Here is a 22,063-nt window from a genome sequence, read left to right on the forward strand (position 1 = left end):
TAGCTTTGCTATTACCATTTGTATTATCTGGTTGTTTTGATGATACAAATGAAATAAGAGCCTATATTGCAGATGTTCAAGAAACGACGACAAGTCGTATTGAACCTATGCCAGAAGTTCCTGTTTTTCATCATTATGATTATGAAGCTCAGAATATGCGTAGCCCTTTTGACTTACCACAACCTGAAGCGATTCAAGAAAAATTACAACAAACCTCTGGATGTTTAAGTCCAGACCCACGTCGTAGAAAACAACCACTTGAAAAATTTTCGATTAGTGATTTGACAATGCGAGGCACACTAGGTGAGTTAGGTATTACTTGGGGACTTGTGGAAGCATCTGATTTTACTTTACATCGTATTTCAATTGGTGGGTATGTTGGTTTGTATAATGGAAAAATTACCGCAGTAAATCAGAAATCGGTTTCTGTTACTGAATTAATTCCTGATGGTGCAGGTTGTTGGGTAGAAAGAGAAACGGTTATCACAATGTCAGAATCGGATTCAAAGGGGCAAAGGAAGTAATGTTGCTATTAAATAAAATGAATAAAAATAATTCTTATAAAATGTTAAACATAAAATACTTCATTTCTGGGTTAATGTGTTTATTTTCTACATTTGCAATGTCTTCTAGTTTAACTGGCGTTAAATATAATACGATGCAAAATGAAGAGATAAAATTAACTTTTATCTTGTCAGAAAATCTTAGTATTCAGCCAAAAGTAAAGACTTCGATGAGTCCAGCGAATATTGCACTTACTTTTGATGCAGATAGTTTCGATCTACAACTTCAAGAAACTATAGTGGAACATGCAGGGGTTAATAATATTACCGTGCAAAAACGCTCTGGAAAAGTTGTTGCGACTATTCATATGGATCAATTATCTGTATTTGATGTTTCTCAAGTAGATAATGAGTTTTCCTTAGTATTAAATAAAGGCCTGAAAAACTCTTCTGTTTCGCAGTTACCTGATATAGGTAAAGACTTTATTAATAATGTTTTATCTTTAGACTTCAGGAAAGGTCAGAATAACGAAGCTCAAGTTTTGGTTAACCTTGAAGACAGTATGGTTGCCGTAGATGTAAGTGATAAATTAGGTAAGCTATATGTTGAGTTTCATAATACTGAAATCTCAGAAGACTTATTATATCAACTAGACGTAACCGATTTCGGTACCCTTGTTACAAATATTGAAACTTTTAAAGAGGGTCGAAATGCGCGTTTAGTGATAGATATTAATGGGGAATTCACATTTAAACACCAACAATTAAATAACTTATTTTCATTAACTGTTGCTGAAAAAATTAAAGTACCAGGTTATTTAGGTGAAAGTGATGACTTTTCAGGCAAAGCTATATCTCTTAACTTCCAAGACATTCCAGTAAGAACAGTTTTACAAATTATTGCCGACTATAATGGTTTTAACCTTGTTACTAGCGACACGGTTGCAGGTAGCATTACTTTACGACTAGATGGTGTTCCTTGGGATCAAGCTTTAGATATTATCCTTAAAGTTAAAGGTCTTGATAAGCGTATGGAAGGTAATATCTTAATGGTAGCGCCGAGCGACGAACTAGCCGCACGTGAAGCTCGTGATTTGCAAGCATTGCAGCAAGTTGAAGAGTTAGCTCCTTTATATTCTGAATACGTTCAAGTGAATTACGCTAAAGCAAGTGAATTAGCAGATCTTGTTAAAACTGAAGACAATAGTATTTTATCTGACCGCGGTAGTGTGAGTGTTGACGAAAGAACGAATACATTGTTAATTCGTGATACAGCAAAAAGTATTGAAGATATCAGAAGAATGGTAACGGTTCTTGATATACCTATTCGTCAGGTGATAATTGAAGCTCGTATGGTTACTGTTGTTGATAGTATTGATGAAGAGTTAGGTATACGTTGGGGTGTTACAAATACTGACGGCGAATATGGTAGCGCAGCTACTATAGATGCTCTTGATGATGGTAATGGTTTAACTCAATCGCCGGTTGGAACAGGTAAAGTGCCAGATTTAGCAGACAGATTAAATGTGAATTTACCTGTAACCACTACTGGTGCAGCTAGCCTTGCATTTCAGGTTGCTAGATTAGCAAATGGTACGATATTAGATTTGGAGTTAAGCGCTCTAGAAAGTGAAAACAAAGGTGAGGTTATAGCTAGCCCACGTATTACTACTTCAAATCAAAAAGAAGCTTATATTGAGCAAGGTGTAGAAATACCTTACCAAGAAGCAGCTTCAAGTGGTGCTACATCTGTTTCATTTAAAAAAGCAGTATTGAGCTTAACAGTAACTCCTCATATAACTCCGGATGACCGTATTATTTTAGACTTAATTGTTTCTCAAGATACAAGAGGTGAGGAAACAGTCTCAGGTCCATCAATTAATACTCAACGCATCGGCACTCAAGTATTAGTTAATAATGCTGAGACAATCGTGTTAGGTGGTATTTATGAACAATCACTTATTACAAGTGTTTCAAAAGTACCTGTGCTTGGAGATGTACCATATTTTGGTTGGTTATTTAGAAATACTAGCAATGTTAGCGAGAAAAAAGAGCTATTAATCTTTGTTACACCCCGCATAGTAACAGAGCGTTTATAACTATTTTGCAGTAAGTGAGGACTTTCGTCCTCACTTACTTGCATTTTACATAGAAGAATTGCGATAATTGCGCCCTTGAGTTTTCGTTGGGGGTTTCCAGATATACCCTATTTTACATAATTGATATTTAATGAGTTAAAGTTAGTCTAATGGCAGAGAAACGTAATATTTTCCTTGTGGGCCCTATGGGCGCCGGTAAAAGTACCATTGGTAGAGAGTTAGCAGATAGATTGCATCTAGATTTTTTTGATTCAGATCAAGAGATTGAACGTCGTACAGGCGCAGATATTGCTTGGGTGTTTGACCTAGAAGGCGAAGAAGGTTTCCGTTTAAGGGAAGAGTCTGTCATTGAAGATCTAACCGAAAAGCAAGGTATTGTTCTTGCTACAGGTGGTGGATCAGTTATTAGTGCACAAGTACGAAACCGTCTATCCGCTCGTGGTATCGTTGTTTATTTAGAAACAACGATAGATAAACAAGTCGCACGCACCCAAAGAGATAGAAAACGTCCACTACTTCAAACTGAAGAAGAGCCTCGTACAGTACTAGAGAATCTAGCTGTTGAGCGTAACCCTTTATATGAAGAGATTGCTGACGTTATTGTACAAACAGATGATCAAAGTGCCAAAGTTGTTGCTCATAAAATAATGGAGCGCTTAGACTTCTAAGTTGTATTTAAGTCATGACAACTCTTCATGTTGAGTTAGATACACGAAGTTATCCGATATATATAGATCAAGGGTTACTAGAAACTAGTGATCTTATTTCTAAACATATCCGTGGTACTCGAGTTTGTATTGTATCTAATACTGTTGTTCAGCCTCTGTATTTATCAGCATTAAAAAATACGTTAAAAGATTTTGATGTTGATGAAGTGATTTTACCTGATGGTGAATCAGAAAAAAGCCTGTCAAATTTTGATGTCATAATGTCACATCTACTTTCTAGTGCACACGGTAGAGATTCAACTCTTATTGCATTAGGTGGTGGTGTTATTGGTGATATTACAGGTTTTGCTGCAGCGTGTTATCAACGTGGGATAGACTTCATTCAAATTCCAACAACATTACTTTCACAAGTAGACTCGTCTGTTGGTGGTAAAACTGCTGTTAATCATCCTTTGGGTAAAAACATGATTGGTGCTTTTTACCAACCTAAAGCTGTTTTTATCGATATCAATTCATTAACAACTTTGCCTAAGCGTGAATTTAACGCAGGTATGGCAGAAGTTATTAAATATGGCATCTTAGGTGATTACGAATTTTTTGTTTGGTTAGAAAATAACATAGACGCAATTAATTCAGGTGAACCAGCTATATTGAGCAAGATGATAGAAACATGTTGTCAGCTAAAAGCTGATATTGTTTCTGCTGATGAAAAAGAGGGCGGAATAAGAGCTCTTCTTAATCTAGGTCATACCTTTGGGCATGCAATTGAAGCAGATCAAGGTTATGGAAAATGGTTACACGGCGAAGCTGTTGCTACTGGTATGGTACTTGCTGCTAAACTAGCAGTTAAGCTAAATTTACTTAATGTGTCAGATTTACGACGCATTGAAACGCTAATTGAAGCTTTTGATTTACCATTAGATGCACCAAGTAATATGGGGTTCGAAGAATTTATCTGTCATATGAAACGTGATAAGAAAAATTTAGCGGGTAAATTAAGATTCATCATACCAACAGCAATTGGTAAATCAGAAATCCGTGACGACATTGCAGAGGACCTTCTAAAAGAGATACTGTAAATTTGGTCGTGTACTAGCCAACATTTTTTAAGAGAAAAGTATGTCTACAATTGAACGCACAGAAATGAAGCCAAATTTGCGTGAAAGTGTTACAGCAATTAGTGCTAATGCACGTATAGACTACATATTACGATTCTCGAAACACGCAGTGTTAGTTATAGACGATGATCCAGAAGTTTACACCAATGTTGGTAATGAATTCCTGGGCTCATTATCGCAAGATAATAACGCTGCTTTTGTCTCACTCTCTTCAAAACTAAATGATATTCAAATTCGTTGTCGAATCATCGAACAACTATTTGGAAATACCTTATTCGATCCCGAACAACCACTCTCTGTAAACGTAATTAAGTTAGCTGAAGCTAAAAACGAAGCAATCACCATTGTTATTTCTAATGTTGAATACCTTTCATTACAGTTATCCCATGAATTATGTCAATTAGCGGAAATTGCGAAAAAACTAAATAAAACGATCAATGTTTTACTTCTAGGTAAAGTTCAAGCGGGAATCAATCTATCTGGAAATAAACATCTATTTGAAAATAAAATATCAATATTGTTAGCAGCTAATGGTCAGCTAATCAGCTGGAATGCATCAATACTTAAAAACAAAAAGAACAAAGGCAGAATACAAAACACTCTAATTACTTTAGCTATCGTCGTGCTCATGTGTTCTTTAGGTTTTATGTTCTACTCTAGTGGTTTTAATAGTAACGATATCCTTGATGATGCTGAATCCATTCAAGGTAAAGCAGCTAACAAGAACGAATATAAAAAAGCCTTTGTACAAACTAATAAGATTGGAGATGGTAATACATTAGCTGAAGAGCAAGAATTAAAGCCAGCTATAGCAACAGCTAAAGAAGTTTTTCAATTTCTCATAAATGAAAAGACACTCGTCATAAATGAATCAATAGATGTAGCTGAAAACACTCAGAAAGCAATTGTTGAAGAAGGTACTGATATAGTTATCCAACCTGAAAGTATTGGAAATACAGAGAGTGAAGTGGTAGACACAATCGGAAATAAGTCTAAAGCTGAAGTTAGAACATTCGCTACTTTGGAAGAAACTGATATACCTGAAATTAAACAATCTGCTAGCAAGCCTAAAATCGAAGTATTGAAGATACAAAAAACATTGACAGAAAGTGAAAATATACCACTCGATATTAGTAAAAATTCAGAATATTACCAAAGCTACATAGAAGGTTATGTGATTCAACTTGCTAGTTTTGCAAAACTTGATGGCTACAAAGCATTTTTAAATACACATATAAACAACCCCTTTCATGGCTATGCTAGAGAAGTTAATGGTAAATTTTCTTATATAGTGACCACCCATGTTTATAAGTCAATTCCACAGGCCAAAGCAGCAATCAAGGTGTTATCTCCTGAACTTCGAGACCGTGGACCATGGATAAAGTCAATTCAAGCAGTGAATAATGAAATCAACCTATATAATCAGTCACGATAATTAGTTACAATCCAGCCTCTTAGAAAGTGTTAACCATAAAAAGTTAGATGAAAATTAAACATAGAGCGTTTCTCAAATGGGCAGGTGGTAAATACACACTGTCTGACACCATCAATAAATTATTACCCGATGGTAAACGCTTAATTGAGCCGTTTATTGGCGCAGGTTCTATTTTCTTAAATACAGATTATGATGAATATATTCTTAATGATATCAACGCTGATCTCATTAACCTTTATAAAATCGTCCAACAAACACCTATCAAATTTATTGAAGATGCAGCGCGCTTATTCAATCAGCAACATAATGATCCCGATGTTTATTACGGCTTGCGAAAAGAGTTTAATGAAACAACGGATAAATACTACCGCTCGCTTCTGTTTTTGTATATGAACAGACACGGTTATAACGGACTGTGCCGTTATAACAAGTCAGGTGGTTACAATGTGCCTTTTGGTAAGTATAAAAAGCCTTATTTTCCTCGTGAAGAGCTCGAGTACTTTTCAGAGAAGTCAGAAAAAGCCACATTCATATGCCAAGGCTATCGTAGTGTTATAGATAACGCACAAGATGGCGATGTTATTTATTGTGATCCGCCGTATGTACCTTTAAGTACTACAGCTAGTTTTACCAGTTATTCAGGAAATGGCTTTGGTTTAGATGAACAAGCTGATTTAGCTAATGCTGCTGAAGAGATCATTAATAAAGTTAAAACGAGTGTTCTCATTAGTAATCACGATACGATTTGGACAAGAAAAATTTATGAGCACGCGCATAAAATTAAATCTATTCAAGTAGCACGTACTATAAGTCAGAAAGGCGGTGAACGTAAAAAAGCAGCAGAGTTGTTAGCTTTGTATCATTTACCTAAATCTAAAAAGCTTTAAGATTAACAATTAAAGGTTAAAGCAAAACAAAAGATACAATAACCAGTAGTACAGTTATAAATAAAACCACACCAATAACACCCGCAATAACAAAGTGACTAAATTTTCCCTGTGAGAAATCTCGTTTCCTATTGGCTTCACTTTGTACTCCAATAAAGGCAGCTCCTACACTCTTTGCTGTATCTTTAAAGCTATTCTCGTTGTTTTTATTGCTCATAAGTACATCCGTTGTTTATAGATACTTCAGAGTAAAGCAAAGATAGGCGAAAAAAAAGCCTAAATATTTATTTAATATCAGCTCTTTTTAATATTTATGAATAGAAATTACATCTAAGTCACTGATGTTAATTATTGAATTTTTTCTTACAGGTAATAAATGATTAAACGAACTAATAAATCTAACATGAAGTTTTTAGAGTTGTGGTACTGAATGTTTAATTTCAGGTAGATTTAAAGAGGTGCAATTAAAGTATTTATGAATCGAAGGTGGTTATTCTTTCTGTGCTTTTAATAAAGCTAATAGTTCGAATGAAAACTATAGAAACCTTTGTTGATATTATTTTGATTTTGTCTGAAATGATTATTAATCCTTACCTAAAGAAATTAGGTAAGGTAGGTATAGATAGTCTTAATAAATTTTACTTTAATGTGTAGATCTATCTCCCCAAATTTCATTCAAACGTTTATCTCGACCACAGTTCCAACGGTAAGCATTATAACGTATTGGATTGTTTTTATAGAAATCTTGGTGATAACTTTCTTTACCTTTTATTGGGTAAAAAATACTACTGTTTAATATAGGAGTTACAACCGTTTGATCAGGGAACTCATTTATAACTAATGCTTTAGATTTTTCTGCTAGAGCCCTTTCTTCCTCATTGGCAACAAAAATAGCACTTAAGTAGCTTGAGCCTTTATCACAAAATTGACCGCGAGCATCAAAAGGATCGATGTTAACCCAATAATGATTGAGTATATCCTGATAGCTTAATTTTTCTGGATTATAGGTTATTTCTACGGCTTCATAATGACCACTATGATCACCTTGATAGGTTGGGTTTTTTACTTCACCGCCTGTAAAACCTGAAATCACCTTAGTTACACCAGGTAATTTTTCGAAGTCAGATTCCATACACCAAAAACAGCCGCCAGCTAAAACAGCTTTATCTGCACTCGCTAAAGATGAGTACAAAAGTATTGATGTTGATAAAACTAAGCCAAGTATTTTTTTCATAAAAACCTCTATCTGGGTAATAAACCAATATTCATCTAATAAAGAAAAGACCCGTTGTGAGGATGTTTTATTTCAATTAATAATGTATTTAACGATGGAGTAATGATTTTTGATTGATGAATTCAACCTTAAATGAAGTGGATCAGTCTATTCTTGATTTTATAAGGTATAAAAATGAAAAATATTTAGTCGGAGTAGCAACATCAAACAATAAGAGTAGCTATTTCATTTTCTGCGTATATTGAAAGCTATTCTTGTTATTTTTTCACCCAAAAGTGTATCCATTACTTATCGATGATTTAGAGTTAGAGAAAAATAGGCGAAAAAAAAAACCTAAATAAAAATTTAGGTTTTTAGTACTTAATTAGATTTGATTATAAATCAATATCTACAGCGTAAGAAAGGTATACGCTTGTGTTTGTGTTTTCGTGCTTGTTAACACCAAAAGTAAAATTGTTTTTAGACAGACTTACACCTAAATCGTAACCATCATATACATTACCTTCATCATATGAAGATTCAGTATCGTAATAACCGGCATGAAAGCCAACTTCCAGACCTTCAACATCAAGGGCATAATCAGCTGTGTAATAAATGTCATCAGCAAAATCTTCATCCCACTCAGCGTGAGCTAAAACAGACACACCAAATGAAAATGCATCAATTCCTACAGAAGCATAAATCTCACCGAAATCAGAATCACCAGTAGATGCTATTGAGCTATCGTAACCGTAAAAGATATAGCCAAAATCATAGCTTATTCCATCAACTTCAAAGCCGTAACCAGCATATAAATCAACTTCAGCAGCACCACCACCTAGGCTTGAAGCCCAAGTACCTACATAAAATCCAGAATCCGCTGCATAATCAATACCGCCTGATATTGCTGCTTCATCGCCTGTTTGACTGATACCGCGCCAAATGTAGTTTGATGAAGCTGCTACGTTTGCTGATAATCCTTCAACTGCTGAAGCTTGAGTAGAAACAAGTGCTGAAGTCGCTAAAGTAGCGCTTAATGCGATAGATACGATTGTTTTTTTCATGTTTAGTTCTCTCTATTATTTTATTAAATGTTTCCTTGATATAAAGCAATTTGGTTGCCAAAAATAAAATATATTTATTTTACTTAAATATCAGTGCTTTATTATGTTTTGTTAACATTTATATAACTTTTTCTTTAGTATTTGTTTGGTTTTGGTGCGTATCTAAACATAGTTGCGCACCATTTGGGTGCGATGTTTATAAATATTCTAATAAAGAGAATAAAGATTCTAAATTGATAAGGTTTTGTTTGATTTATTCATATTTGACATGGTCGATAGTGCGTTTCACAAGGAAATATATGTAATATATCGACATGAATTGATGAAAACGAAGCAGAGAAGTTTTTAGTATTAATCATTAAAAAAAGTATAATTTATAATTACTCACCTAAACAGAGTAATAAGTCGATAATAATATTTTCTATAATGGAAAATATTGCAGCTTTGTTATAAAGTAGCGCAGATTTTATTTGCAGGATTACCTATGTCTTTTTTAATTGCACCTTCTATTTTATCTGCTGACTTTGCTCGTTTGGGCGATGACGTTCAAGCTGTTTTAGATGCTGGGGCTGATGTTATTCATTTCGATGTAATGGATAATCATTTTGTTCCTAATTTGAGCTTTGGTCCTATGATTTGTGAATCATTAAGAGCTTTTGGTATAAAAGCTCCTATTGATGTTCACCTTATGATCAAGCCAGTTGATAGTTTAATTCCTTCGTTTGCAAAAGCGGGTGCAGACATTATAACGTTTCACCCTGAAGCAACTGACCATGTTGATAGAACACTACAACTGATTAAAGATTTAGGCTGTAAGGCGGGCATTGTTTTAAACCCTGCTACATCGTTAAGTTGTTTAGATTACATTATGGATAAAGTCGACGTTATTTTATTAATGTCAGTCAATCCAGGTTTTGGTGGTCAAAGCTTTATACCAACCACAATAGAAAAAATTAAACATGTTAAGGCTAAAATCACTGAGAGCGCAAGAGATATAAGACTTGAAGTTGATGGTGGCGTTAACAGTGAAAATATTGCTGAAATTGCAGCTGCAGGTGCAGATATGTTTGTTGCAGGTAGTGCTATATTTTCACAACCAGATTACAAAGTTGCTATTGATGAATTAAGAAAAGAATTATCTAGCATTAGCTAAAGCTGAATCCAGCATATAAACAATGTTCAAAAACCAATTAAAAATTATTAAAGGAAAATCATGAGTAAACCTATTGTATTAAGTGGCTGCCAACCGTCAGGTGAATTAACTATTGGTAATTATTTAGGAGCTTTAAAGCAGTGGGTTAACATGCAAGACAGCCACGAATGTTTTTATATGCTTGTTGATCAACATGCGATCACTGTTCGTCCTGATCCTGAAGCATTACGTAAAGCGACACTTGATGGCTTAGCTTTGTACTTAGCTTGTGGTGTAGATCCTGAAAAAAGTACTATTTTCATTCAATCTCACGTGCCAGAACATGCTCAGTTAAGTTGGGTGTTAAATTGTTACACCCAAATGGGTGAATTGAATCGTATGACTCAATATAAAGACAAGTCGCAAAAATCTGAAGCACATATGAATTCAGGCTTATTTACTTACCCAGTACTCATGGCTGCAGACATCTTGTTATATAAAGCAGATACCGTGCCTGTAGGCGATGATCAAAAACAGCATTTAGAACTTGCTCGCGATATAGCAACACGTTTTAACAATATTCATGGTGAAGTGTTTACCGTTCCCGATCCGTATATTCCTGAATTTGGTGCACGTGTAATGAGCCTACAAGAACCAACTAAGAAAATGTCAAAGTCAGACAATAATCCTAGTAACTTTATTGGTTTACTTGAAGATCCTAAGAAAATTTCTAAGAAAATTAAACGTGCAATGACAGATTCAGACGAGCAAGCAAATATCTATTTCGATGTAGCTGAGAAGCCAGGTGTGTCTAACTTATTGTCATTGCTATCTTGTTGTACAGGTAAAACGGTTGAGTCTTTAGTACCAGAATATACTGATAAAATGTATGGTCACCTTAAGGGTGACGTTGCAGAAGCTGTTGTAGCGCTTTTAGAGCCAATTCAAGAGAAGTATCATCAATACCGTAACGACCAAGCCTTTTTAGATTCTGTTATGCGTCAAGGTGCTGAGAAAGCTTCAGCTCATGCCCAAAAAGTACTTAAGTCTGTATACGAAGCGGTTGGTTTTATTCCTCGCCCATAGTAAAAATTGGTTATATATTCTGATATCAGAATAAGTAAACGCAATAAATAAAACGCCCTCTAAATATAAATTTAGAGGGCGTTTTAGTTTTTTAAGGTAATCGAATAACTCAATTTATATTATGCTGATTATTCTTCATCAATCTCTTTTTTCGCATTTTCAAATAACTTAGCGCTGTCTTTAATAAACTCATCAACACTTGTACTAGGCGTTATATTAAATATTGGTGTCATCAATGTAGCATCGTATTTCGGACGCGTACTAAACTCAGGCTTCTTACTTAATTCAATTAAGGCAGTACCACCAAATAACAAACCTGTTAAAGCGGCTGAAATGATTAAACGACGACGCTCAGAGGTATGAAAACCAATACTTAGGTTAAACCAAAACAAGCAGAAAGCTAAAGCAATAGGCACGGCTGACACTAACCACATTAATGGCCATTGGCTTGATACATTAAATTGCACAAAACGTTGGATAATATCACTTACCCACATCAAGTTAAAAAACACGAAACTTATGCCCAGCTGGCTGGCTATACGAGCGTCATGTTTTGTTAGGTGAGATACTATTGAAATAATGGCTGGCCATAAAGCAAACATCAGCGCCATACTTATTGTAGGAACAAACAGTTGGGTGAAGGATACTTCAGTACCGTGGTTTAAATAAAATAAAAAGCCAGTAATAACCGCAAACAAAGCAATACTACACACAAGAGTAATTGGGTGACGTGCGATATCAATCAAGTTTTCGAAAGGGCTGAAGCTTGTACTAGCTTCAACGGGGTGATCAGGAAAAAACACGCGTATTTGACTTTTACCTAATGAAATAACATCGCCAGATTTAACAATATGCTGTTTTATTATCGATTTACTATTTTCTATAAAACTACCATTCACGGTATTTGAATCAGATACAATCCAGTCTTCGCCATTGTAATTAAAATTCAAATGTTCAGCACAAACATGAGGATCAGAAACAATAATATCGTTTTGATAGCCTCTACCAATGGTTATCGATGTTTGAGAAAACTTGTGTCTGCCTAAAAGCTTATGACCCTTGCTGATTTCTTCAATGATTATTTCCATGTTACAGACTCCATAAACTTCTTAGAAAATGCCATGGCAGAATCTTGCGTAACACCAGCAATGGTAAAGTGACTTAATAGTGCTTGATCGTTTTTATCAATAGAGGCAGCTAGATACAGAATATCGAATAAGCCAGAAAAGTCCTTATAAGCTCTGGTACAGAAAACAGCTTTGTTTTTCATTCCTTGATGCGAAGGCATCACAATATCGTGCTGGCACTGATATTCAGTCACATCTTCTTTATTTGCTTCGTTAGCGGGACCAGCTCTTTTAATGCGTTGTTCATATAAAGTATAGAATTTAGTATCACTCAACTCTTTAGCCTGCATATACCTGAATTCCATTTCCAGAATACCGGTAAAAAAATGTGAAGACAGGTAAGTGTTTTCTTCTAAAGTACAATGTGCAACAGCGGCTGAAATAAGTGCATCAGCTTTATCAGCATTCGAGTCTCCCCAGCATCTAATAAAAGGTACATCTATCGTTGGAATTAAGCTCTCACCTAACTGTTTTAACTGCCATTCATTCGCTAAAATACTCGACATGAGCTTTTCTTGGTTCTTAGTAAGCTGAGCTAGCATTTGTTGTTCAATACTTACAGGTTCGTCTATTTTATATGATGCAAAAAGTGATAATAGTTTATCGTGTGGTACTAAAAAACCTATTTGATTTCCTGACGTTGCTACATTAATCCCTACCACTTTGGTTTGAGCATTTACAACCGGACCACCACTCATTCCTGAGTTAACTGAACCGGTAAAATGAATGCGGTCATTAAAAGATTCTTTCTTTAAACCATTGTAGGTACCGGGTACTACAATCATGCCTAAATCGTGAGGGTTACCTAAAGAAAATAGTTCTTCACCTTTAGTGGGGGTTGTGTCTGAAATTTCGAAAAAAGGCATCTCACGAGTAACTTCACGTTTTACTAATGCTAAATCGTTAATTACCTCAACACTTTTAAGTTCGAGTGCGCCTTTATTACCTTTGTTATCTAAGTATTCAATTTTGTATTTACTAGGATGACGAGCATAGCCGGAAATTACATGATAATTGGTTGCGATAAGTCCATCGCTGGTGACTTGAAAACCTGAACCAATAGATGATTTTTCACCACTGGCTTTATCAATAAGTCTAATTTGGTATAGAGAGGGAGCGAGTTGTTTAAAAATTGCTTCTGCTTGTTCTGTTGCATTACAAATACTACTTGTTGCTATTAATAGTAAGGCGATAATACCTTTCATTTAGAATCCTTATCGTTAAATACTTTTCTATTGTGCCACTGTTAAATGAATTGTCATTAAATATCATTGGGTTTGTTGAACTTCCGCTATCAAAATTTATGCGAATTAAAGCTTAATCGAAGTAAGCCATATCTAGCTGAGTATTTTATGCCAATACTAGTATAAACTCTTGAAACATCAACTGAACCTAGAGGAACTGAATAATTCAGTTAAGAAAATTAACGTTGAATGAGCAATATTTAGAAGGATCATTATCCAATGTTACGCTTTAATGTAAATACGCACTTATAAAATCTTACAAAATAACAGCCAAAGCCTTATAGAACTCAATATCAAGTGAGCTTGAGTGACTGATATTGGGCTGTTGCAAATTGATACAATATCGAATTAGTTAAAGATAGCGGTTAAATGGTGGGTTTAAGCCCATCATTTTTTGATCTATGTATTAATTATATTGTCGAAGACCTACAGATTTAGTATTATTAAATGATAACAATTATCATTCATTTGTGGCTTTTATGACATTATCCGAATTATCACCCAATCAACAGGCACGTATTTGCTTTTTACCTGATAACTTTAATTTAAGTGCTCAGCTAATTGAGCAAGGTTTTGCCTTAAAAACACAAATATCTTTAGCACATAGAGCTCCTTTTAAAGGTCCACTTGCATTCCATTTACACGGAACAAAAATGTGCTTACAAAATGATATCGCCAAACAAATTCAAATTGAGTTAATAAACGAATGACACAGCAAAACTTTGTATTAGCGGGTTTTGCTAATTCAGGAAAAAGTACATTATTTAATGCCTTAAGTGACGGAAAACAAAAAACAGGTAATTGGACAGGCGTAACGGTTTCTGCAAAACAGAAACAGTGCGAAATTAATAACACGCCTACATTATTAACCGACTTACCGGGTATTAGCTCGTTAGCCCAGCGTGATCAGCAAGGTAAAGACTTATCAATAACTCAAGACTTTATTAAGAATAAGCCGATTGATTGCTTAATTAATGTAATCGATGTTACTCAGCTTAAGCGTCAACTTTATTTAACTACACAGTTATTAGAGCTTGGACTGCCTATGGTGGTTGTGCTTAACAAAAATGATCGTAAAGAAGCTGAAAATATAGATGTAAGCAAGCTGTCTAAACAACTAGGTTGTCCTGTTGTAACTGAAAACAGTATTGGTAAAAATGCAGGAAAGCATTTAAAAGAAATTTTAAAAACAATCCCAAAAGTCAGCGAGAAAAAACACTTACTAACGCTTCCTGATGAATTAGCTGACTATCAAGACATACCATTATCATTAGAGCGTCAAGCTTGTTCTGGCTCTTGTCAGTCAAACGACAAACGAGCACTTGCTGTAATGCAGGCAAGATATACTTTTATTGAACAACTCATGGCAGACATTACTGTTGAGCCACCAGAAAAAAATACTTTCAGCGATAAATTAGATCGCTGGATGTTACATCCTGTTCTAGGTGTACCCATTTTCTTGGTAATGATGTACTTATTGTTCATGTTTGCTATTAACGTTGGTAGTGCTTTTATCGATTTTTTCGATATTCTTGCAGGCGCAATATTTGTAGATTATCCACTGCACTTTTTAAGTAGCTTTGGTTTACCAGATTGGCTAACAACCATTATTGGTGGGATAGGGTTAGGGATTCAAACAGTAGCGACTTTCATTCCTATTATCGCTTGTTTATTCATAGGTTTATCATTACTTGAAAGTAGCGGTTATTTAGCTAGAGCAGCTTTTGTTGTTGATAGCGCGATGCAAAGAATTGGTTTACCAGGTAAAGCCTTTGTACCGTTAATTGTTGGCTTTGGTTGTACAGTACCTGCGGTTATGTCAGCACGTATTTTAGATAACGAACGCGAGCGCATAACTACGGTAATGATGTCTCCGTTTATGTCGTGTGGCGCTCGATTGCCTGTATATGCACTTTTTGCAGCAGCTTTCTTCCCTGAGTCAGGTCAAAATATTGTATTTTTACTGTATTTAATTGGTATCGCAGCAGCATTATTTACAGGCTTAATGCTTAAGAAAACCATTTTAATGGGCAGTAACTCTATTAATATAATGGAGCTTCCTTTATATGAATGGCCGAAGCTATCTTTCTTATGTAAACGTGTATGGCAAAGAACACGCTCTTTTGTATTAGGCGCGGGTAAAACTATTATTGTTGTTGTTTGTGTACTTAACTTTTTTAACTCGTTAGGTACTGACGGACAATTTGGACATCACGATACTCAAGACTCATTATTAAGTCGAAGTGCTCAAGTGGTTACTCCGTTATTAGCACCTATGGGTGTGAAAGAAGATAACTGGCAAGCAAGTGTAGGTATTATTACAGGCTTATTTGCTAAAGAAGCACTTGTGGCAACATTCAATAGCCTATATTCACCTAAGTCGGAAGAAGCTGCTGAACCAGACTCTTTTGGTGTGGTATGGAATGATGCTGTATCAAGCATTACAGATAATTTACAAGGAATAGAAGCAGACGATCCATTAGGTACTAGTATTGGCGACGTATCCACTATTCAAGCTGCTGCTCAGGCTCAAGATGTTGAAGAAAGCACTATAACTATAATGCAGGCCGCCTTTGCCGGTAAAATTGGTGCCTTTAGTTACTTACTCTTCATTTTACTTTATACGCCTTGTGCTGCTGCAATGGGCGCAATTAAAAATGAGGTGGGTACACGTTGGGCTGTTTTTGCTGCTTCATGGAGTTTCACGTTAGCTTATTTAGCTGCAACAGCAAGTTACCAAGTCGCAACTTTTGCGGCAACACCTATGCTGTCCTTTATTATATTAGCTGTAGTTAGTTTGGTGTTCTTTAGCATATATATGACATTAAAGCGTTTTGGTAAGAATATACTGACTATCCCTACTATGGTGAGCTATCGCTAAATAGAATTAAGTTGATCCACTATTATAAAATCAGAGTCTTTCTGTACTCAGCTTAATAGTGGTATTCCAAATGGAGGAGTAATTTCCCTGGGCGAACTCAATTGCTCAGGGCCTTCATTAAAATGTCATTTTCTAACGCCTTAATAAATACATAATCACACCTAAACCTCTTCGTACTATATCTATTATTTATAAAACACTTTGTTATCTCTTACAGCTAAACCTATTTATTTTACTCATTGTATCAATATGAGATCTACATCCATTAAAACGTTCTGTTTCAAGACTATTATTATTTCGTTTTCCCCTGTTAAATATATTAAGTGTATGTTTTATATTGTATTTATATAAATGGAATATTTATTGCTCTTCTGTTGTTGATAAAAAATAAAAATAACAAGGAAGCATAACTATGACATCAAACATAAAACAATCTTATTTACCTGCACTAGCTTTATCTCTTTGTACATCTACCGTATTTGCTGCTCAAGTGACTACCGATCCTGGGGACTATAGACCTTTACCTGCAGGACTTAACGTTGCTGCACTTTATTACCAAACGACAGACCTCGACAAGCTCTATGTTGATGGTGATCGTATTGAAGGCGCACCTACATTATCTACTAATATTGGTATCGCGCGTTGGATACATTATCTTAAAATAGGTGATTTTATTGTTGATCCGCAAGTCGTTATCCCTTTTGGACGTGTTGAGTTAAATGCGGGTGATGCCTCACTATCTGCATCAGGTGTTGGTGATCCTTTAGTTGGCGCTACTATCTGGTTATACAACAATGCTGAAACTAAGAATTCCTTTGGTGTTACAGGCTTTTTATCTATTCCGTTAGGAAATTATGATAAAGAGCAAGGTGGTATTAATATTGGCGAAAATCGTTATAAATTCATTACTCAAGCCGCTTATATACATCAGATTTCTAATGACTTTTCTTTAGAATTAATCGGAGAATATACATTCTTTGGTGAAAATGATGAGTTTGGAAACAGTAATACGACCAGAAAACAAGATGCACAATATGGGATCCAAACACATCTTAATTACCATATGACAGAGGCTACTAACTTAAGTTTAAGCTATTACCATGATTTTGGTGCAGAGTCTGAAATTGAAGGTGTAAAACAAGATGATGAATTAGATAACAGCCGTTTTCAAATTACTGCTCAGCACTTCTTAAAACCTGATTTACAAGTACAACTACAATATGGCCAAAGTGTTTCAATAGAAAATGGCTTTTATGAAAACTCATTTATTAATCTTAGACTTGTAAAAGTTTTTTAATATGTCGTATTAATTAACTCATAAGGTTCATAGCATGACTATGAATGAATAGGTGATTATAACGTTCAATCTCTTTACTCAACCTTAAGCTAGGTTGTGTAAAGGATTGTTAACTATGAAGTTGAAAAGGCAAAGTAATAGTTTTATAAAGACAATTTAGGTTTATTGGAACTTAGCTCTTTAGGTGTTAGCATGTCTAAAGGTTAAAATTTAACGGTATGGGATTAACCATGTATTTAAGCTAATACATTTTTAAAAAATGCTCTTAGTCATGTTGTAAATATATTGGTGAAAACCCTTTCTACGTGTTTAATTTAATAGAGCTGAGTGTATATATGATGGGTTCTAAATTAGAAATATTAAAGCAACGCTTTGATGAAGGTGAGTTAAATATTGATGAATATTTACCATACTCCATTAAAGAATCTTGGTTACGATGCAAAAACAATTCGTTAGATATGAAAGGTGGTCTTGAATATGATCACCTTAATAAAAGTCGTTTTGCTGAAGTAAAATATGACTCACGGTTGCTTATCGATAGCTCAAAAAACCATCTTGAATATTTACATAATTCAGTAGCCGACTCAGGCTGTTCTATTCTCTTAACTGATACCAACTGTAATACCCTGCAAGTTATGCGCTCTAATAAAATAGTGAATGACAAACTATTTGTGGGCTTTGAGGACGGTGTAGCCTTAGATGAGCATAGAGTGGGTACAACGGCGATGTCTTGTTCTATTCACTCAAAACAATTTACAAGAGTGTTTGGGAATGAACATTATAAAGATTTACTGGTTGGATTAAATTGCGCAGCTTTGCCGATTCTAAGTCCAAAAGGTATCGTTATCGGTTCTATCAATTTAACAAATGAAAACCCGTTAGATGATCCAGCAGTCTTTTATATGTTGAAAAGCTGCGCTAAAAACATACAAAAACAACTTGTCTATTCAATACCTGAAACATTAACCATAGAGTTAACCTTATCATCAGCCCAATTTGGCGAACTAACTAATTTAATTATTGCCGTGGCAGCAGATACGACTATTGTTGGGTGTAATGAAGCGGCGAATCGTTTCTTGTTTCATGATTACTCTATCAACGGACAGTTATTTAGTTCTATTTTTGATACACCATTTTCTGATGTGCTTAATTTAGGCTTAACAAAACAACAGCCTTTTAAATTGAGATTACATTCAGGTATTTCGTTAACGGCAAAAGTTATAAAGTCGAAAGACCAACCTATAACCACTAAACATACTTATGCACCGTTAGAAGCCGAAAAAAACCATTGTAAGGCCGATTCTATATACTTCGGTGATCCCACTATCAATAAAAATATGAATAGCGGAAGTAAAGTTATATCACGCCTCCCTATCGTTTTATTAGGTGAGTCTGGAGTTGGTAAAGAAGTTGCCGCGCAATATTTACATGATAAAAGTGAGTGTACCGGAAAGTTTGTTTCCATTAATTGTGCTTCTATTCCTGAAGCACTTATTGAGAGTGAACTGTTTGGCTATCAAGGAGGTGCATTTACAGGTGCAGATAAGAAAGGTAATAAAGGACGAATAGTCGAAGCGCATAACGGTACATTATTTTTAGATGAAATTGGTGATATGCCTCTTGCTATGCAAAGCCGCTTACTTCGAGTATTAGAAACCAGAAAAGTTAACCCGCTGGGTTCAAATATTGAGAAAGACGTAACCTTTCAACTGATATGTGCAACAAATGTTGATCTTGAAAAACAAGTGGAATCAGGTGGATTCAGAAAAGATCTATATTATCGAATCAAAGGTTATTCAATTAATCTACTTCCGCTGAGATCAAGAGTAGACAAAATTGGCATAGCAGACATTATATTACATAAAGATTGTCACAATAAATCTAAGCTAGATGAAAGCATGGAATTATTCATTAATACTTATGATTGGCCGGGCAATATAAGAGAGCTTAGAAATGCTTTGCTTTATGCCGACGCAATGAATGAGGGTGATGAGAATATAACCCTTGAAGAGCTTCCAGAAGAATATCATAACGCTGTAGAACTGCTACCCGATCAATCATGTACTTCATTAGGTAAGAAATTAAATGGAAAGATTGATGTTGAAATGGAAAAGCTAATCTCAACGTCTCTAAAGCAATGTAAAGGTAATGTGAGTGAGGCAGCTAAATGGTTAGGTATCTCTCGAGCAACTTTATACCGGAAGTTATCTAAAAAATAACTCACCAAGTGTTTCAACATGACACACATCTCACATTAACTGTCTCAAGTTGATTTATCTCTTTTGTGTTTATTTTTAATGGTAAACAGAATAAATCATTATATATCAAACTATTAACTGGTTTTTTTTGTTTTGGCATATATCATGCTGAATATTATAAAAAATAAAAACAAATTAGGATAACTATTTATGACTGATAAAAACCTTAAAAGAAAAAAACTATTACAAGTTGCATCAATCAATAAAAATCCAGGGGAAAAACAACTTTACAAAGACTTCGCCGCAGGAAATATCTCTAGGCGTGATTTTATTCGAATGGCTGCAGCAATTGGGGTTGCTGCACAAGTTCCATTTTTCTTAAGTGCCGCACATGCTAAAAGTACATCAGCAGAAGAATACGACTATATAGTTATTGGTTCAGGCTCTGCTGGATGTGCCGTAGCAGCTCGTTTATCTGAAGACCCAGCTAACAAAGTTTTAATTCTTGAAGCAGGCCCAGCTGATACAAACGACTTTATTCATATTCCAGCTACATTCCCATTATTGTTCAAAACTGCATTGGATTGGAATTATCGTTCAGAACCACAAAGCTCATTAAATGGTGGCACCTTATACATGCCACGTGGAAAAGTTTTTGGGGGTTGTTCGTCGATCAATGCCATGATTTATCAACGTGGTCATTATTCAACATATGATACTTGGGGAGAAACAAATCCAGGTTGGAGCTATGCTGATCTACTTCCTTTATTTAAAAAATCTGAAACTAATTCACGTGGTGCATCTAAAGCCCATGGTGGAGATGGTCCATTAAGTGTTTCAGATCTGAATGATCCTAACCTAATAACGCTTGCTATGGTCGAAGCATCGAAAGAAGCTGGTTATACCCAAAATAATGATTTTAATGATGGTGACCAAGAAGGTTTTGGCATGTTTCAGGTAACTCAAAAGAACGGATATAGAGCATCTGCTGCAGTGAGCTATCTTCACCCTGCAATTAATTCAGGTCGCCTTACCGCGCAAGCTGAAGCAATGGTTCAAAAACTTATCGTAAAAGATGGTCGTGCTACAGGTGTTCAATTTCTTGTTAACGGTAAAGAACATGTTGTTAGCGCACGTAAAGAAATCATACTTTCTGGTGGTTCTATTAATTCACCTCAAATCTTGATGGTGTCTGGTATTGGTCCGAAAGAACATTTGAAAGAGCACGGTATTGATGTAGTTCATGACTTACCTGGCGTAGGTCAAAACCTGCAAGATCATTATATGATGCCAGTGGTTTATAACTGTAAAAAGCCAATCAGCTTATCTCAAGCGGGTAACAAAGAACAAGCCGCTTTATTTGGAAAAGGTAAAGGTTTGCTTACTTCAAATATTGGTGAAGCAGGGGGCTTTATGAGAATAAACCCTAAATCTACAGCGCCAGATCTTCAATTTCATTTTGTGCCGGGCTACTTCATTTTAGACGGTGCAGGAAATCCAACTGATGGCTCAGATGCTTTCACTATTTTGCCATCGTTAGTGCAAAGTAAAGTAAAAGGCTCGGTTACATTAGCTTCGGCTAATCCTTTGATAAAGCCTTTAATAAACCCAAATATTTTCCAGGATGAAAGTGATTACGATACATTAATAGCCGGTGTTAAAATTGCTCGTAAAATTATTGCTGAATCAGCACTTGATGATTTACGCGGGGAAGAGTTTTTACCAGGTACTGCTGTTCAAACTGATGATGAGTTAAAAACGTATATTAACAAGTACATTCAGACTATTTATCATCCAGTAGGTACTTGTAAAATGGGCGACGACAAAATGGCTGTTGTAGATCATAAATTGCGTGTGCATGGTATTGATGGCTTACGTATTGCTGATGCTTCAATCATGCCTACCATTATTAATGCGAATACTAATGCACCAACCATTATGATTGGCGAGAAATGTGCTGATTTAATCCGAAAAGCATAACGTTAAAAATATCATAATCACACGTTGTTTTACTGCAAAGGTGTGATTATGAAGCTATAAATAAAAAGATCTCCACGTTGTTCTTTGTGGAGAATCTACCTTCTTATATAACCGATATTGTTTTATATAAA

Annotated in this window: 18 protein-coding genes; 13 read left to right on the forward strand and 5 right to left on the reverse strand. The window is 35.2% G+C overall.

Features of this window, described 5'->3' with window-relative positions:
• Positions 1–5 precede the first annotated feature (5 nt).
• From ACPUVN_RS17860 to ACPUVN_RS17885, 6 genes are all read left to right on the forward strand, one after another.
• Entirely contained in the window at positions 6–524 is a 519-nt protein-coding gene (locus tag ACPUVN_RS17860) for a pilus assembly protein PilP (RefSeq protein ID WP_426369568.1), read from the forward strand.
• Complete coding sequence (locus tag ACPUVN_RS17865) at positions 524–2,602, forward strand: type IV pilus secretin PilQ (RefSeq protein WP_426358965.1); 2,079 nt, start codon at positions 524–526, stop codon at positions 2,600–2,602. Before ACPUVN_RS17860 ends, ACPUVN_RS17865 begins: the two co-directional genes overlap by 1 nt.
• A gap of 149 nt (positions 2,603–2,751) precedes the next feature.
• Positions 2,752–3,270 carry a shikimate kinase AroK gene (aroK, locus tag ACPUVN_RS17870; protein WP_426358964.1) on the forward strand — a complete coding sequence of 173 codons (519 nt, stop codon included), beginning with the start codon at positions 2,752–2,754 and terminating at the stop codon, positions 3,268–3,270.
• Between the two features lie 14 nt (positions 3,271–3,284).
• Positions 3,285–4,349 (forward strand): 3-dehydroquinate synthase, encoded by a 1,065-nt coding sequence (gene aroB, locus ACPUVN_RS17875; protein WP_426369569.1) that lies wholly within the window; start codon positions 3,285–3,287, stop codon positions 4,347–4,349.
• Between the two features lie 40 nt (positions 4,350–4,389).
• On the forward strand, positions 4,390–5,823 hold the full coding sequence (locus tag ACPUVN_RS17880) for an SPOR domain-containing protein (protein WP_426369570.1): 1,434 nt from the start codon (positions 4,390–4,392) through the stop codon (positions 5,821–5,823).
• 47 nt (positions 5,824–5,870) lie between these two features.
• Positions 5,871–6,710 carry a Dam family site-specific DNA-(adenine-N6)-methyltransferase gene (locus tag ACPUVN_RS17885; RefSeq protein WP_426369571.1) on the forward strand — a complete coding sequence of 280 codons (840 nt, stop codon included), beginning with the start codon at positions 5,871–5,873 and terminating at the stop codon, positions 6,708–6,710.
• A gap of 16 nt (positions 6,711–6,726) precedes the next feature.
• On the opposite strand, the gene ACPUVN_RS17890 is transcribed toward ACPUVN_RS17885, so the two are convergent.
• The 3 genes from ACPUVN_RS17890 to ACPUVN_RS17900 form a co-directional block, all read right to left on the reverse strand.
• Positions 6,727–6,927, reverse strand: coding sequence for a DUF2970 domain-containing protein (locus ACPUVN_RS17890; protein ID WP_426358960.1), 201 nt, complete (start codon positions 6,925–6,927; stop codon positions 6,727–6,729).
• 426 nt (positions 6,928–7,353) lie between these two features.
• A complete protein-coding gene (gene msrA, locus ACPUVN_RS17895) occupies positions 7,354–7,944 on the reverse strand; it encodes a peptide-methionine (S)-S-oxide reductase MsrA (protein ID WP_426358959.1) in 591 nt (196 codons plus the stop codon).
• 374 nt (positions 7,945–8,318) lie between these two features.
• Entirely contained in the window at positions 8,319–8,987 is a 669-nt protein-coding gene (locus ACPUVN_RS17900) for a TorF family putative porin (RefSeq protein WP_426358958.1), read from the reverse strand.
• 484 nt (positions 8,988–9,471) lie between these two features.
• Between ACPUVN_RS17900 and rpe the strand changes: the two genes are divergently transcribed.
• Both rpe and trpS read left to right on the forward strand, forming a co-directional pair.
• Positions 9,472–10,140 (forward strand): ribulose-phosphate 3-epimerase, encoded by a 669-nt coding sequence (gene rpe / locus ACPUVN_RS17905; protein WP_426358957.1) that lies wholly within the window; start codon positions 9,472–9,474, stop codon positions 10,138–10,140.
• A 60-nt stretch (positions 10,141–10,200) separates the two neighbouring features.
• Complete coding sequence (gene trpS / locus ACPUVN_RS17910) at positions 10,201–11,205, forward strand: tryptophan--tRNA ligase (protein WP_426369572.1); 1,005 nt, start codon at positions 10,201–10,203, stop codon at positions 11,203–11,205.
• Between the two features lie 128 nt (positions 11,206–11,333).
• Here the strand turns inward: trpS and ACPUVN_RS17915 are convergent, their stop codons facing one another.
• Both ACPUVN_RS17915 and ACPUVN_RS17920 read right to left on the reverse strand, forming a co-directional pair.
• The gene (locus ACPUVN_RS17915; protein ID WP_426358955.1) at positions 11,334–12,293 is read right to left on the reverse strand and encodes an FHA domain-containing protein; all 960 of its coding nucleotides are present in this window, start codon (positions 12,291–12,293) and stop codon (positions 11,334–11,336) included.
• A complete protein-coding gene (locus tag ACPUVN_RS17920) occupies positions 12,284–13,537 on the reverse strand; it encodes a S1 family peptidase (RefSeq protein ID WP_426358954.1) in 1,254 nt (417 codons plus the stop codon). Before ACPUVN_RS17920 ends, ACPUVN_RS17915 begins: the two co-directional genes overlap by 10 nt.
• Positions 13,538–14,055: 518 nt before the next feature.
• On the opposite strand from ACPUVN_RS17920, the gene ACPUVN_RS17925 reads away from it, so the two are divergent.
• The 5 genes from ACPUVN_RS17925 (at position 14,056) to ACPUVN_RS17945 (ending at position 21,932) form a co-directional block, all read left to right on the forward strand.
• Positions 14,056–14,286, forward strand: a complete 231-nt coding sequence (locus tag ACPUVN_RS17925) for a FeoA family protein (protein WP_426358953.1) — start codon at positions 14,056–14,058, stop codon at positions 14,284–14,286.
• Positions 14,283–16,457: a ferrous iron transport protein B gene (gene feoB, locus ACPUVN_RS17930; protein ID WP_426358952.1), complete on the forward strand. Its 2,175-nt coding sequence runs from the start codon at positions 14,283–14,285 to the stop codon at positions 16,455–16,457. The genes ACPUVN_RS17925 and feoB overlap by 4 nt, the downstream gene beginning before the upstream one ends.
• Before the next feature lie 412 nt (positions 16,458–16,869).
• A complete protein-coding gene (locus ACPUVN_RS17935; RefSeq protein WP_426369573.1) occupies positions 16,870–17,754 on the forward strand; it encodes a transporter in 885 nt (294 codons plus the stop codon).
• A gap of 335 nt (positions 17,755–18,089) precedes the next feature.
• Entirely contained in the window at positions 18,090–19,973 is a 1,884-nt protein-coding gene (locus ACPUVN_RS17940; RefSeq protein WP_426358950.1) for a sigma-54-dependent Fis family transcriptional regulator, read from the forward strand.
• Between the two features lie 189 nt (positions 19,974–20,162).
• Positions 20,163–21,932 carry a GMC family oxidoreductase gene (locus tag ACPUVN_RS17945; protein ID WP_426358949.1) on the forward strand — a complete coding sequence of 590 codons (1,770 nt, stop codon included), beginning with the start codon at positions 20,163–20,165 and terminating at the stop codon, positions 21,930–21,932.
• Positions 21,933–22,063: the final 131 nt, after the last annotated feature.

It is taken from the genome of Pseudocolwellia antarctica (assembly GCF_049933045.1).
Classification (GTDB): Bacteria; Pseudomonadota; Gammaproteobacteria; order Enterobacterales; family Alteromonadaceae; genus Pseudocolwellia.